Here is a 13,653-nt window from a genome sequence, read left to right as displayed (position 1 = left end):
CCTTCTTCATCCTATTGCGAATGGAGCTTGTCGTCTCGGTGCGCGGTGACCGCGCTGCCCAGCCGGTTCACATCCCGGACCAGTTCCCGAGCCCTCGACCTCAACGCTGCCAGCTCCTCCTCCAATGTCCGCCGGTGCTCCGCCCCCCAGGCGCGCTCGCCCAGCTGATCCTGAAACCCGTCGAACACCTCGGAGAGATCCCTCTCGAGCTGATCGATGTGGTTCTTGTGGAAGAGGAACGAGCGCTTGATGTCCTCCAGGGTGTGACCTTCCGCCATCATTTTTTTGATGGCGTTGATCCGCCGAACTGATTCCACCGGGTAGAGCCCCCGGCTGCCCTGGTGCTTCCCCTTGCGCCCCACCCGGCGGCTGCGGGGAAGCAGGCCCACCTGCACGTACTTGCGGAAGGTGGCCTCGGAGAGCTGAACACCCCGAGGCCGGAAGATCTCGAGGATCTCCCTCGCCGGCAGACCCCCAGCGAAGTCGCGTTCGATGCGCTCGAGTTCCTCGGGTTCCAGCAACCGCATCCCTTCCATTCAATATATGCTACTGAGTGGAAGGCATTGAATGCCAGAAACGCGCTGAAGCTGTCAAGAAAAGCCTGTAGCAGGCGGTAGCACCCGTCGGCGGACGCACGAAGGTCAGGGCATGCCGGGAGGGTTCCAGCACGCGGAGGCGCTACGAGAGTGGGGAGGGAACGGCTGGCGCCGGGGGCGCGCTCGAGGCGCACCCATCACCGGCGCAAGGAGTCACGGCGGACTACCGCCGGCGCGCGTTGAACTCCTGCTTCACGGACTCATTGGCCTTGATGGTGACGTCGTAGGTCCTGGGGGCGCTCGAGGGGTGCGCGAAGGTGACCTTGTAGCTGCCGGGCGGGAGCGAGAACCGCGCGACTCCCTGCACTTCACGCGGCTTCTGACCCGAGATGGTCACGGTCGCGAACGGGATGGCGCGGACAATGAGGGTGCCCCGGGCCTCAGCATTCGCGGGCTCCGAGGCCGTGGCCGTGCCAGCCGGGGAAGCTGTCGACCCCTGTGCGGCGGCGCCCGTCTGGGCCGGAGCGGGCTCGGTCCCGGGCGGCGGCGTCACGGCGGTCACGGCACCCGCGTCGGGTACGTCCTGGGCCGCGGACCCGGAGGCAGCCTGTCCCGTGGCGGCCTCGGGCTTCACTCCGGACTCGGCAGGCGGTGCCGCAGCGACCTCGGACTTCGCACCGGACACGGCAGGAGGAACGGAGGGTGGAGCCTCCGGAGTCTCCGGAGCCTTGGTGGAGGCCTGCTCCGAAGGCACCGGCTCCTTCGAGGGCAGCACCAGGGCAGCCGCCCCACCGATGAGCGTCAGGGCCGCCACGCCCACGCCCACCCAGAGGCCCTTGCCTCCACGCTTCGCGCCAGCGGGCGCCGGGTCGGGCTCGACGGGAGGCATCACCTGGGCCACCCGGGCGGGAACGGAAGTCGAGCTGGAGCTGACCGCGGGCATGGGACGCGAGTCCCTCGCGGCGGGAGTCACGGGCACGGGGCGCGAGTCCCTGCCCCCCTGCGCCGAGGGCAGTGGCAGGGTGGAGCGCGGGGGGAGCGGCTCGGACGGAGCGCCCTTCTTCTCCTCGTCCCCCGCCCTGTCGCGAGACAGCACCAGGGTGGACGCCGAGACCAGGGACTCCTCGGCCGCGTCAGTGCGAACCGGCTGGCTACGCCCCGAGGACGGACTGGAACCCGGCATCACCGCCGTGCCCTCACGAGCGGGCGCCACGGGCTGCGGGCTCGCGGGCACCTGAGCGTCGGGTCCCGCCACCGCCACCGAGGGCGCCTCTCCCGTGCGGCTCCGTGCACGGACACCCGAGCCCGTCCCCGCCACGGGCGTACTGCCCGAGCGGCTCCGGGAGCGATCCTGCAGCGCGGCCGGAGCCGGGATGAACTGCGTGAGGGGCACATCGAAGAGCCGCCGCACGAAGGTGCCCACGTCCGTGTCGTCCACGCTGGTGGCCCGGTGCAGCACGCACTGGGCGAGCGCGCGCTCCAGCTCACCGGCCGACTGGTAGCGGGCCTCCGGGTCGCGATCGAGCGCGATGGACACCACCTCGTCCAGGTCCTCCGGCACGTCCGGATTGAGGCGGGCCGGAGGCGCGATGACGCTCTCCTGCACCGCGCGGAGCACGGCGAGCTCCGAGTCCCCGTCAAACAACCGGCCCCCGGTGAGCATCTCCCAGAGCACCACGCCGAGCGCGAAGACGTCCGTGCGCGAATCCACCGCCTCGCCCCGCGACTGCTCCGGGGACATGTACGCGAACTTGCCCTTGAGCACGCCCGGCTGGGTCAGCTTGTTGCCCGCCTTGGCGATGCCGAAGTCGGTGAGCTTCACCGCGCCGTCGAAGGACAGCAGCACGTTGTGCGGAGTGACATCGCGATGCACCAGGCCCAGCGGCTCGCCGTCCGGGGACTTCGCCCGGTGCGCGTAGTGCAGCCCCGCCGCCACCTGCGCGCCAATGTGGGCCACCAGCAGCGGAGGCATGCCGATGCCCTTCTCCCGGCAGCGCTTTCGCAGATCCCACAGCGAGCAGCCGCGCACGTACTCCATCGCCAGGTAGTACGAGTCCTCGTGCTTGGCGAAGTCGAAGATCTGCACCACGTTGGCGTGGTTGAGCCGCGAGGCCAGCCGCGCCTCCGCGATGAACATCTGCACGAAGCCCTCGTCGTCCGACAGGAACGAGCGCACGCGCTTGATGACGACTTCCTTCTCGAAACCCTCAGGGCCCATGGCGGTGGCCAGATAGATTTCGGCCATGCCGCCCTCGGCGAGCTTCCGCTTGACGACGTACTTGCCGATGGGTGCGCCTGCTTCGAGTGTCACGGCGGAGATCCTGGAGTGCGCGCTAGAACTTCACGACCACTCGGGTGTGGCTGTTGGGCTTCACCTCGACCCGCTGGGTGCGTGTCATCCCCAGATCCGAGTTCGAGAACTTGCATTCATACACGCCGGCCACCAACGACACGTCCGGCAACGGGGTGGTCCCCAGGCTGCGCCCACCGCAGAAGACCTCGGCCCATGGCGTGACCGCGAAGCGCACCGTGCCCCGGCGCGTCTCCGTCTGGGCCGGGCGCTCCGTCTGGACCGGGCGCTCCACCGTGGCCGTGGCGGGCCGCACCGGCTCCGGCTTCTGCTCATCCTTCGGGGGTTCGGGCAGCGGCTCGAGCGCCAGGGACTCCTCCTGCGCCGGCCCCTGCCCCACCGTCACCTTCCGGGTGAGCGGATGGTAGCGCGAGGCCTCCGCCACCACGGTCAGCTCCTGCCCCGGCATCGCCGACACCACCACCGGCGTCTTCTCGTACGGCTTGCCGTCCACTGTCAGGGTGGCCTGCGCGGGCTTCGCCGTCAGGGTGACCTGGACCCGGGTGGGCTCCGCTCGCGCGGGAACGGGTGGGGCAGACTCTGGCGGCTTCGGCTCCGTCGCGGGCTTCACCTCCGCCGTCGTGGCCCTCGGAGCAGGCTCGGAGCGCAGGGCCCACCAGCCCCCCAGCAGGAGCCCCGCCAGGATGCTTCCCCCGATCGCCACCAGGGCCTTCCGGTTCGACTTCCTCGGAGTCGGAGGCGGCTCCGCCACGGCCTCGGCCACCACAGGCTGCCGCGACCGGCTCGGCCTCGGCTGGAGCTTCTCGGTGGACAGGGAACCCGCATCCACGGGCACGGGCGGGGAGTTCCGGCTCGGCCTCGGTACGGACTTCTCGGTGGTGGACGCCGAGTGTGATGCCTCCAAGGGCGCGGGCACGGGGGTCCGGCGTGGCCGCGACACGGGCCTCTCGGTGGTGGACGCCGAGTGCGCCTCCTCCGCGTGCTCGGGCGCGGGGGCGCGGCGGATGTCCACGGTACGCCGGGGCTCCGGCTCCCTGCGCTCGGAGACGGGGGTGATCCGCGGATCGCTACGCGAGGGCCGTGGGGGTGTGCGCGGCGCGTTGCGCTCCAGCCGGTCCGTCGAGTCCCTGCGCGGCGCCGGAGCATCCGCGTCCGCGTGGCGCGGTGCCGCCATCGTCTCGGCGGCGGACCTGTCGACCGCCTTGAAGCCACCGGACGGAGAGAAGACCTCGGCCTCCTCCACGAGCACGTCCCCCAGCTTGGCCTCCTCGGCCAGCCGCGCGGCGTAGAGGTCCTGCATGAAGGCCGCCACGTGCGCCGTGGACGAGGGCAACTGGTGGGCGATGAGCCAGTCCTCCAGCGCCAGCTGGAGCCCCAGTGCCTCCGCGTACCGGTCCTCCGGCGCACGCGCCAGCGCCTTCATGACGATGGGGTCCAGGTCCTTCGGCACGCGCGGGTTGAGCTGGGAGGGCGGCTTGATGTCGCACTCGGCCACCGCCTGGAGCGTGGCCATGTCATTGGTGCGCTTGAAGAGGCGCGCTCCGGTGAGCAGCTCGTACAGCACCACGCCCAGCGCGAAGATGTCGCTGCGGCAGTCCAGCTTCTTCTGCCCGGAGGCCTGCTCCGGCGACATGTACGAGTACTTGCCCTTGAGCACCCCCGAACGCGTCTCGGTGGCCTGGTCCGCCGCCTTGGCGATGCCGAAGTCCACCACCTTCGCCCGCCCCTCGAACGTCAGGAGGATGTTCTGCGGGGAGATGTCCCGATGGACGATGTTCAGCGGCTTGCCGTTGGCATCCACCTTCTTGTGCGCGTGGTCCAGGCCGGCACAGGCCTCGATCATCACCCGGCACACCAGCGGCACCGGAATCAGCTGGCCGCTGCGCTCGGCGCGCTTCCACACGCGCCGCAAGTCCTCGCCGTGGATGTACTCCATGGCGATGAAGAAGCTGTCGTCCTGCGCTCCCAGGTCGAAGATCTGGACGATGTTGGGATGGTCCAGCCGGGCGGCGATGCGTGCCTCGTCCAGGAACATCCGGACGAACTCATCGTTCTCCGCCAGGTGCGGGAGGATGCGCTTGACCACCACCAGCTTCTCGAAGCCCTCGGGCCCACGCTGGCGCGCGAGGTAGATCTGCGCCATGCCGCCCATGGCGAGCCGCTTGATGAGCTGGTATTTTCCGTAGTTCTCGATCGACACAGTGCGACATGCCCCCCGCTCCACGGCAGGGAAGCCATGGACGGAGACACCCAGGCGCGGAAGGCCCCGAGCGTAAGCGTCCCGGCCGGGAGGGTCAAACCTCCTGTCGCACGACTCCCGTCATTTCCCGCCACCCCACCCTACCCGCCGCGGCGGGCCGGGGCTCGGACCTGCCGGGTCTCCCTCATGAGGGCCTCCAGCTCGTCCAGGTGCCGCTGCAGCACCGGCATCAGCAGGGGCGCGGCGTCCACCCGATCGAACAGGTCCAGCACCCGATCGACCTTGCGCTCGATCTCCGCGGCCCGGAGCGGGGTGATGCGGCGCAGGAGCAGATCCACCCCCGCCTCCATCAGCACGCGGGCCACCGCGTCGCGGGAGACCAGGGGCTCGTCCTGCCGGCGCTGCCCCCCGCCCTGGATGACTCGCAGGCCTCCGGGCAGACGCTCGGACGCCGACGTACGGCGGGTGAGCGGGCGCTCGGAGGTGGAGTTGTCGTCGTGCTGTCGGGAGCTCACCGTCGCCTCCTGCTGCGGGGACGCCCTCAGGGTACTCAGCATGGGTTGCCCTCCAATTTTCCGGTCAACCGCACAGACCGGTGCAGAGCTGTAGCACCCGGGGCCGACATGTCCCGCCGCGCGGGCCCCGCGATCAATGGCAGGCGCGGCGGTAGTAGATCTCCACCTTCGCGCCCGGCGCGGGCGCCGAGGAGAAGACGACGCTGTTGGTGGCGCCGTCATAGGTCCAACCGCTCGTCACCGGAGCCCCGTTCACCTTCACGGCGATGCTGCCCGCGTCCGGCTGATCGCTGAGCGGGAAGCGATCCTGGGCGGAGAAGGCCTTGTTGGCCACCGCGCGCAGCAGGGGCGCATAGTCCGCCGAGCACACGGAGAGCACGTCGCCACCGGTGCGGGTGGCGGCCTCGGCGTAGCGCGTGCCGGCGCCGCCCGAGGTGGGGCAGCCCGAGGCCGTGGGCGCGATGGCGTAGATGGTCATGCGCTGCGGCTGGTTCTCGCCCTTGCGCGTCTGGAGGAAGCGCACGTAGGTGTCCACGCTGTCGGGCGAGTGGTCGTCCTCGTCGCCCATGAAGACGACCACGAGCGCGGCCTCGTCGCGCAGGAAGCCCGCGTTGCCGTCATTCTTCTGGGGCGTGCGCGGATCGTCCACGTTGTTCACCAGCGGGGGCGACAGGGCCCGGCGTACGGCCTCGAAGCCCTGCTCCACCGCGGCGCACTGGCCCACGTTCACGTTCTGCTGCAGCACCGACGCCAGGCCCGGCGTGGTGTGGGAGAGGATTCGCGGCCGGCTGCCATCCACCGGGAAGAAGCGGCCCGCCTCGCCGCCCTTCGCTCCGCCCGGGCAGGCGTCGGAGGCGGCGTCGATGCCCGTGGTGGTGACGGCCACGTGCAGGTCCACTCCCTTGGCCAGCGCCGCGTCGGCGAAGGCGGGCATGGCCGACACGATGCGCGGCTGCTCCTCCACCATGGACGCGGTGTTGTCCACCACGAAGAGGACGTCCACCTTGGAGCCATCCTGCTGGATGAACGTGTCCGTCTTGTCCGCGAGCCGGGAGGACTCGCCGATCAGCGGGACGAGCAGTGGTGCGGGCAGATCCGACGCGTCCACGAAGAGCGGCGACAGGTTCATCCCGAACACCTGGGCCTCGTAGCCCACCTCCACGGTGAAGGCGTCTCCCGGGTCGAGCGTGAAGGGCGTGTGTGGCGCATCCTTCAGCACGAACTCCCCATCCGTGGTGCCCGCGCCGATGCGCACGCCCGACACCGTCACCGGGGCCTGGCAGGCGTTGAGGTAGTTCACCTCGCGCGGAGCCGGTGGACAGTCCGGGCGGGCCACGCCGTAGTCCACGAAGCGCGGCGAGGCCACCAGGCATGCGGCCTGCGAGTGCGCCGTCAGCGGCACCAGCACCAGCGGGTTGGCCGGATCCGCGGGCTCGAACTGCACCGCACCCGTGAAGTCCCCGCCCGTCGAGGGGGCGATGAAGGCTACCATGAAGCTGAACCAGTTCCCCGGCCACATGATGAGGCCGTCCAGCTCGCCACCGGGCAGGCTGAACACCCCGCCCCCGTTGTCGCGCAGGCGGATGTTCTTCACCGCGCACAGGTCCGTCCCGGTGTTCATCACCTTCACGCCCAGCACCGCGCCGTACCCGGGCACCACCGTGCCGAAATCCACCGCCATCGGCGTGACGGCCACCTTGCAGGGCGCGTGCTTCTCCGCGAAGCCCGTGAAGTCCAGCTCCGTGAGCCCGCCCGAGTACACGTCCGTGGTCATCACCAACCGGCCCGCGGCGGCCCCCTCGCGCGAGGGCTCGTAGAAGACCTTGAGGTTCACCTCCTCGCCGGGCAACAGCCGGTAGGGCAGCAGCGGCCCCGCCACGTTGAATTGGACATCCGCGTCCGGGTGCCCGTCCATCGAATGGAACTCGAGCCCGTGGATGGTGAGCGGGCCGCCATTCGCGGCACCGCAGTTCTTCACGTTGACGACCACCGCCGTCTTCGAGCCGAGGGGCTGGCGCCCGAAGTCATGGCTGACCGGCGACACGCAGAGCTCCGCCGCGCCACCGTGACCCCGCAGCTGCACGTCCGTGGTGGGATGGCGCTTGCTCTCCACGTGGAAGAAGGCCTTGTCCTCGGCCGGCCCCATGTGTCCCGGGCTGTAGCGCAGCTCCCAGGAGTGCGTCTCTCCAGGCCCCAGCACCAGCGGCAGCCCCGAGGGCCCATGGCTGAAGGAGGCGTCCTTGCCCTCCAGGGTGAGCTCCGTCACCGTCATGGGCTCCGTGCTGATGTTGTGCAGGCGCGCCTGCCGCAAGCTGTCCTTGTCCACGGGGATGGCACCGAAGTCGAGCACGGGCGGCTCGGCCACCACCGCCTGCTCCAGCGCCTCGGCCGCCACCTGCACCGCCACGTCCGAGCACCCCCGGCACGGCGACACCGCCAGCGCCACCTGCTTGCGGCCCACTCGCCCCGGCGAGAAGGTGATGGGCACCTCGCGCTGCTCCCCCGGCCCCAGCGACAGCGGCTCCGCGGAGAACTCGTCCCGATCCGCCCCCACCAGCTTCGGCGTCACCTCCACCTGCATGTCCGTGGGGTTGGCGACGGTGACGCTGAGCGTCTTGGAGGACTCGGCCTCGATGCGCCCGAAGTCCAGCTTCCTCGGCGTCACGCGCGCCCACGCGTCCACGCCCGTGCCCTGCAGCCGGACCCGGATCAACGGCTCGCGCTTCGCGTCCGAGCGCACCACCAGCGTCGCCGGCAGCTGCCCCTCGCCCTGCGGGGTGAAGCGCACGCGCAGCGCACAATCACCGCCCGGAACGAGCGCATGAGGCCCCTCGTGGGTGAAGTCCACCTGCCAGGTGCCCGCGGGACCCTCGACCCAGGCCTCGTCCACGATGATGCGGGAGCGGCCCACGTTGCGCAGCACCACCTCCGCCTCGCGCCCGTCGAAGACCGCCACCCGCTGGAAATCCAATCCTCCCGGCGTCGCCGTCAACCGGCCATCGGCGATCACCGGCCGGTCACGGTCGGCACACCCCGTCAGCACTACCAGCACCGCGAGGACCCACAGCCCCCAGCGCCTGCTCATGGCTCCCATTCCCCTTCCCCACCCCCGACTCGCCCACCCATCCCAGAACCCACACGAGGAGCCCTGTGGGATCAGGTTGCGAAACTAGGCACCCAGGGTGGGGTGGGCAACGTCCACCCCAGGCCCTTCGTCCGGCACACGGACACACCCGCGTCTCCCACACCTGCGCGCTGTCCGCTTCCGGTCGGAACGCCGCCGCCAGGGCCTCCCCGGCTCGCGCCCACGCACCATGATGGGAGTCCCTATGAATGTGCAGCCCGCGGCGCTGCAATCCCTGCTGGGACGAGCCGGACGGCGGCTCGCCTCCACGCTGCTCGCCGAGCCCCTGGAGCACGTGCGCTCCATTCCCTTCCGGGACGCGGGCCACGGCCATGACGTCTTCGGGTACGAGCCCCTGCACGCGGCGTTCGGCCTGTCCCTGATGACGCCGCTGTACCGGTACTGGTTCCGCGTCGACTCGCACGGGGTGGAGCACCTTCCCGCCCGGGGCCCGGCGCTCGTCGTGGGCAACCACTCGGGCACCCTGCCCTTCGATGCGATGATGTTGTGGACGGACGTCATCCTCCGGCGCCAGCGGATGCCGCGTCCGGTGGCCGACTATTTCGTCCCCGCCCTGCCCTTCGTGAGCACCCTCTTCGCGCGCGCTGGCGTGGTGGGGGGCACGGCGGGCAACCTCCGCGTGCTGCTCGACGCGGGCGAGCTGCTGATGGTCTTCCCCGAGGGCGTCCCCGGCATCGCCAAGCCCTTCCGCGAGCGCTACCAGCTCCGGGAGTTCCGCGTGGGCTACGCAGAGCTGGCCATCCGCCATCAGGCGCCCGTGGTGCCGGTGGGCATCGTGGGTGCCGAGGAGCAGATGCCTCAAATCGCCCGCCTGCCCGTGCATGCCTTCGGCGCGCCCCACCTGCCCGTGCCGCTGACGCTCGTGCCCCTGCCGGTGCACTACCACCTCCACTATGGCGAGCCCCTCCTGCTCCACGAGGGCCTGCGCCCCGAGGACGCGGACGACCCGGAGGTGGTGCGCCGTGCCTCCGAACGGGTGCGGCACGCCGTCCAGGCGCTCGTGGACGAGGGACTGAGGCTGCGCAAGGGGGTGTTCCGATGAGCACGCCCCCGGAAGGGAGGGCACCCCGGGGCGTGCTGGTGCTGGGGGCGAGCACGCCCGTGGGAGAGCGGCTGTGCCGGACGCTCCTGGAGGACCACTCGCTGCGCACGGTGATGGCCGTGGGCCTGGAGCCTCGCGAACAGGTGCGCCTCCCGGAAGACGCCCGGCTGTCGTACCACCCGGTGGACCTCACCCATGCTCGGCCGGTGCATGATCTGCTCTTCGGCACGGCGAGAGATCTCGGCGTGGACGTGGTGGTGCACCTGGCCCTGCACCGGGCCAACGACTTCGGCGACCGGGTGCACGTGCAGAACGTGGAGTCGCTCCGGTGGCTGCTGTCGCTCGCGGATCGCCACCCCACCCTGCGAAGGCTGGTGTTCCGCTCGCACGCGGAGGTGTACCGCGTGGAGCGGGGCCTGCCCTCCGTCATCACCGAGGACCATCCCCTGGAGCTCTCTCCCGACGCGCCCCAGTGGGTGAGGGATCGCGTGGAGGCGGACCTGCTGGCGTGCGCGCAGATGGGGATGGCGGCCGGGCTGGAGATCGCCGTGCTGCGCTGCGCGGAGGTGCTGGCCCCCAACGAGGGCTCGCAGCTCCACGACTACCTCTCCGCGCCGGTGTGCCTGCGCTCGGCGGGCTTCAACCCCATGCTCAACGTGCTCGCGCTGGAGGACGCCACGGAGGCCCTGCGACGGGCAGTGTACGCCGGGGGAACCCAGGGCATCTTCAACATCCCCGGCGCGGACACCCTGCCGCTCTCCACCTGCATCCGCTTGTCGAGGCGGCTGGACGTGCCGGTACCAGGGCCGCTGCTCGCGCCCATCTACGAGTCCCGTCGCCGGCTGCGAGGCGCCCAGTTCTCCTACCGCATCAACCGGGGCCGCTTCCATTTCGCGGCCGTGCTGGACGGGAGCCACGCCCGCCGGGTACTGGGTTACACGCCCCGTCACCCCGTGGACTGGCCCGCCGGACGGTGAACGTCGGACCGCCGGGCCAACATCCCTCGAAAGAAAGCGGCGAAGTCCGCTAGATGCGCTAAGCCATGGGCTTCCACGCCCCCCAGGGCCGCGGAGGGATTGCATGACGCCGGAGTCGCAGCAGAAACGTGAGCCGCGCCACTTCTCGATGATTCGCACCTTCACGCCCGCGGATTTCGTCACGCTGGGCAATGCCTTCTCGGGCTCGGGAGCCATCCTGTCCCAGATGCAGTACCTGGCCACCGGGCTGCCTCACTGGCTGTGGCTCGCCTTCGGGCTCATGCCGCTGGCCTTCATCCTCGACGCCCTGGACGGACGCATCGCGCGCTGGCGATTCCAGTCCTCGCCGCTCGGGGCGGACCTGGACTCGCTGGCGGACGTCATCTCCTTCGGCATGGCGCCCGCGGCGCTGGCCTTCGCCATGGGCCTGCGCGGCTCGCTGGACGTGGCGGTGCTGCTCTACTTCGTGGGCTGCGGCATCAGCCGCCTGGCGCGCTTCAACGTCACCGCGGCCAGCCTCTCCGACAGCACGGGCAAGGTGAAGTACTTCGAGGGCACTCCCATCCCCACCAGCCTGGTCCTGGTGATGGTGCTCGCCTTCTTCTTCTGGCAGGGCCGCACCGGGGACGCGCTCCCCTTCGGCGTGTGGCACCTGGGCTCGCTCGACCTCCACCCGATCGTCCTGCTCTACCTCGCCAGCGGCAGCGCGATGATCAGCAAGACGCTGCGCATCCCCAAGTTCTGAGCGCGAGCCGGGCTGAAACAGGCGCGCCGCTCTCCATCGCTCATTCCTGGGTGCCCATCACCTTGGCGGCCCAGCGGCGCGACACGTTGTCCACGTTCTTCATCAACGCGTCGAAGCGCCCCGCGCGCATCAGTTCCACCAACCGCTCGTCCCGCGCGAGGATTTCGGTCGCGTCCCAAGGAAACCTGAGATCCAAGTCACCTGCCCCCTGGTAGTGCGGGTGTAAGACCTTGGCTTCTAGATAGCGCGCGCAGGTATCGAAGAACCGGTCCACGTTTGAGGCTATGGGCATGACCTTGGGCTCGAACTCATAGGTGTCCACCATCACCACGGGCTGCCTTCCCCGCACATCCGCGAGGCCAGGCACGGTGGCATAAGCGTAGACGTCACCACCGAAAACAATCACGGGCTCTCCCAGCTCTTTCCACCATTTCTCCCGCCACCGTTTGTTAGTCACCTCCAGCCTGTTCACCTGATCGTCGGAGCGGGTGAGCCCCCAACTCATCACCTTGGTGGCGAATGCCGCGTGTCCCAGGCAGGCGTAGACACTCGCCAGGACCGGATCGAAGGGAAAGCCCATAAACGAGCTCCCGGCCTTCAACGGCTCGCGGGCGGGCGGCGAGGTCTCCATCCCCAGGTTCAACCGCTGGCATACTTCCAATAGCCGCTCCAAGCCAGGCAGCGCCATAAGCTCCATCAATCCTCCTCTTCATAGAAACGGAGCAGGCACTCACAGCTGTGTGCCCATCACCTTGGCGGCCCAGTGGCGCGTCTCATCATCCACGTGCTTCATCAGCGAGTCGAAGCGCCCAGCGCGCATCAACTCCACCAACCGCTCGTCCTGCGCGAGAATTTTGGTTGTGTGCCAGGGAAAGAGGAGGTCCGTTTCTCCCGATTTCTGATAGCGCGGCTCCGCGACGAGGGCTTCCAGGTAGCGCGAGTAACTGTCGAAGAAGCGGTCCACGTTCGAGGCGATGGGCACGACCTTGGGCTGGTACTCGTAGGTGTTCACTTCCACTACGGGCTGCCGTCCCAACTCATCCGCGAGGCCAGGAACGGTAGCATAGGCATAGACATCACCACCGAAAACAATCACAGGTTCCCCTAGCTCTTTCCACCACTTCTCCCGCCACCATTTGGCTTTTTCCTCCAGCCTGTGCACATGGTCATCGGAGCGGGTGAGCCCCCAACCCATCACCTTGTCGGCAAAAGCAGCATGTCCCAGGCGGGCATAGACGCTCGCCAGGACCGGGTCGAAGGGAACACCCTCCAACAGGCTCCCTGCCTTCAATGGTTCACGAGCGGGTGGTGAGGTCTCCAACCCCAGGCTCAATCGCTGACATACGTCCAGCAGCCGCTCCAATCCGGGTAGCTCCGTGAAACTCATCGCCTCTCCTCGTTTAGTCGAGGCCAGGGAATTGGCTTCGCAACTCGCGCAGTGCGGCCTCTCTGGCTTCTTCAGCAGTCTTCAACAGTCTTGGCGGATCCTTGACACGGTGGTACCAGGGTTCAAACTGTCTATCAATGATTTCAGCTGCTCGTCTTACTTCATCCGGTGTGGGGCCGGGTCGGGACTTTCGAAATCTTTCCCACAAAACATTGATTTCCTTGTGGATTCGCTGTTGTGTCATTGCCAGATTTTTACCGGAATTGACGTTTTCATCCGGGAATAGATGCGCGTATTGGAGCGGTCTCCGGTGGTGGATGGGAAGCTCCTCCCGCAATTCATCCAGACTCTTGGCGAACTGCGGATACAACTCCGCATAATGTTTGCGAGCCTCTTTTCGAAGAGCAATTTTCTGGGTGTCACTCAGTGGCTGCTGGATGGCTTGTTCGAGGCGAACGAAGAGGCCCCGCAGCATCTTGCGCTCGCCCCGACTCAGGGCTTGCTCGCCTTCTAGCGCCACCTTGCTCCAGAGTTGCTCGAAGGCTGCCCGCTCCTCTCCGGACAGGCGTTTGAGAGCGGTGCGCAACCACCCGGCCGCAGCCTCGGGCTCACGCCCAAGCGCTCTCGTTACCCACTCCAGCCCCTCCGTCGCGAAGAAGCCCAGGCCCTTCGCGATGATGCCTGCCGCCATCCACAGGGCCAACTCCTCCACGCCCCGCTGCGCCAGCCACGCCGAGCCCTCCACCACCCCTTCCCGCCAGCGCAGCAGGGTGGCCTCGTGCATGGACAGGTACC

Annotated in this window: 11 protein-coding genes; 3 read left to right on the top strand and 8 right to left on the bottom strand. The window is 68.9% G+C overall.

Going from position 1 to position 13,653, the window contains the following annotated elements:
- Nucleotides 1–11 precede the first annotated feature (11 nt).
- From DAT35_RS39605 to DAT35_RS39585, 5 genes are all read right to left on the bottom strand, one after another.
- A complete protein-coding gene (locus tag DAT35_RS39605) occupies nucleotides 12–536 on the bottom strand; it encodes a MerR family transcriptional regulator (RefSeq protein ID WP_108074485.1) in 525 nt (174 codons plus the stop codon).
- A gap of 223 nt (nucleotides 537–759) precedes the next feature.
- Nucleotides 760–2,847, bottom strand: coding sequence for a serine/threonine-protein kinase (locus DAT35_RS39600; RefSeq protein ID WP_108074484.1), 2,088 nt, complete (start codon nucleotides 2,845–2,847; stop codon nucleotides 760–762).
- Nucleotides 2,848–2,869: 22 nt separating this feature from the next.
- The gene (locus tag DAT35_RS39595; protein ID WP_108074483.1) at nucleotides 2,870–5,047 is read right to left on the bottom strand and encodes a serine/threonine-protein kinase; all 2,178 of its coding nucleotides are present in this window, start codon (nucleotides 5,045–5,047) and stop codon (nucleotides 2,870–2,872) included.
- Between the two features lie 140 nt (nucleotides 5,048–5,187).
- Nucleotides 5,188–5,562, bottom strand: a complete 375-nt coding sequence (locus tag DAT35_RS39590; RefSeq protein WP_369946310.1) for a hypothetical protein — start codon at nucleotides 5,560–5,562, stop codon at nucleotides 5,188–5,190.
- Nucleotides 5,563–5,695: 133 nt separating this feature from the next.
- Entirely contained in the window at nucleotides 5,696–8,647 is a 2,952-nt protein-coding gene (locus tag DAT35_RS39585; RefSeq protein WP_108074674.1) for a choice-of-anchor D domain-containing protein, read from the bottom strand.
- A 244-nt stretch (nucleotides 8,648–8,891) separates the two neighbouring features.
- On the opposite strand from DAT35_RS39585, the gene DAT35_RS39580 reads away from it, so the two are divergent.
- From DAT35_RS39580 to pssA, 3 genes are all read left to right on the top strand, one after another.
- On the top strand, nucleotides 8,892–9,749 hold the full coding sequence (locus DAT35_RS39580; RefSeq protein WP_158502093.1) for a lysophospholipid acyltransferase family protein: 858 nt from the start codon (nucleotides 8,892–8,894) through the stop codon (nucleotides 9,747–9,749).
- On the top strand, nucleotides 9,746–10,726 hold the full coding sequence (locus DAT35_RS39575) for an NAD-dependent epimerase/dehydratase family protein (RefSeq protein WP_108074481.1): 981 nt from the start codon (nucleotides 9,746–9,748) through the stop codon (nucleotides 10,724–10,726). The genes DAT35_RS39580 and DAT35_RS39575 overlap by 4 nt, the downstream gene beginning before the upstream one ends.
- A gap of 103 nt (nucleotides 10,727–10,829) precedes the next feature.
- The gene (gene pssA, locus DAT35_RS39570; protein ID WP_108074480.1) at nucleotides 10,830–11,471 is read left to right on the top strand and encodes a CDP-diacylglycerol--serine O-phosphatidyltransferase; all 642 of its coding nucleotides are present in this window, start codon (nucleotides 10,830–10,832) and stop codon (nucleotides 11,469–11,471) included.
- 40 nt (nucleotides 11,472–11,511) lie between these two features.
- Here the strand turns inward: pssA and DAT35_RS39565 are convergent, their stop codons facing one another.
- The 3 genes from DAT35_RS39565 to DAT35_RS59470 form a co-directional block, all read right to left on the bottom strand.
- Nucleotides 11,512–12,168 carry a hypothetical protein gene (locus tag DAT35_RS39565; RefSeq protein ID WP_108074479.1) on the bottom strand — a complete coding sequence of 219 codons (657 nt, stop codon included), beginning with the start codon at nucleotides 12,166–12,168 and terminating at the stop codon, nucleotides 11,512–11,514.
- A gap of 33 nt (nucleotides 12,169–12,201) precedes the next feature.
- Nucleotides 12,202–12,858 carry a hypothetical protein gene (locus tag DAT35_RS39560; protein WP_108074478.1) on the bottom strand — a complete coding sequence of 219 codons (657 nt, stop codon included), beginning with the start codon at nucleotides 12,856–12,858 and terminating at the stop codon, nucleotides 12,202–12,204.
- A 13-nt stretch (nucleotides 12,859–12,871) separates the two neighbouring features.
- Nucleotides 12,872–13,653 (bottom strand): hypothetical protein (locus DAT35_RS59470; RefSeq protein ID WP_158502092.1); only part of this gene is annotated, 782 nt, incomplete at its 5' end.

Origin of the sequence: Vitiosangium sp. GDMCC 1.1324, from assembly GCF_003044305.1 — a bacterium.
Taxonomy (GTDB): Bacteria; Myxococcota; Myxococcia; order Myxococcales; family Myxococcaceae; genus Archangium.
The sequence above is the reverse complement of the archived record's forward strand: the minus strand, read 5'-3'. Positions and strand labels throughout refer to the sequence as shown.

Coding starts and splice junctions, on each gene's coding strand:
- DAT35_RS39565 (WP_108074479.1), bottom strand. CDS start 12,168: ATGGAGCTTATGGCGCTGCCTGGCTTGGAGCGGCTATTGGAAGTATGC.
- pssA (WP_108074480.1), top strand. CDS start 10,830: ATGACGCCGGAGTCGCAGCAGAAACGTGAGCCGCGCCACTTCTCGATG.
- DAT35_RS39560 (WP_108074478.1), bottom strand. CDS start 12,858: ATGAGTTTCACGGAGCTACCCGGATTGGAGCGGCTGCTGGACGTATGT.
- DAT35_RS39580 (WP_158502093.1), top strand. CDS start 8,892: ATGAATGTGCAGCCCGCGGCGCTGCAATCCCTGCTGGGACGAGCCGGA.
- DAT35_RS39575 (WP_108074481.1), top strand. CDS start 9,746: ATGAGCACGCCCCCGGAAGGGAGGGCACCCCGGGGCGTGCTGGTGCTG.
- DAT35_RS39605 (WP_108074485.1), bottom strand. CDS start 536: ATGGAAGGGATGCGGTTGCTGGAACCCGAGGAACTCGAGCGCATCGAA.
- DAT35_RS39585 (WP_108074674.1), bottom strand. CDS start 8,647: ATGAGCAGGCGCTGGGGGCTGTGGGTCCTCGCGGTGCTGGTAGTGCTG.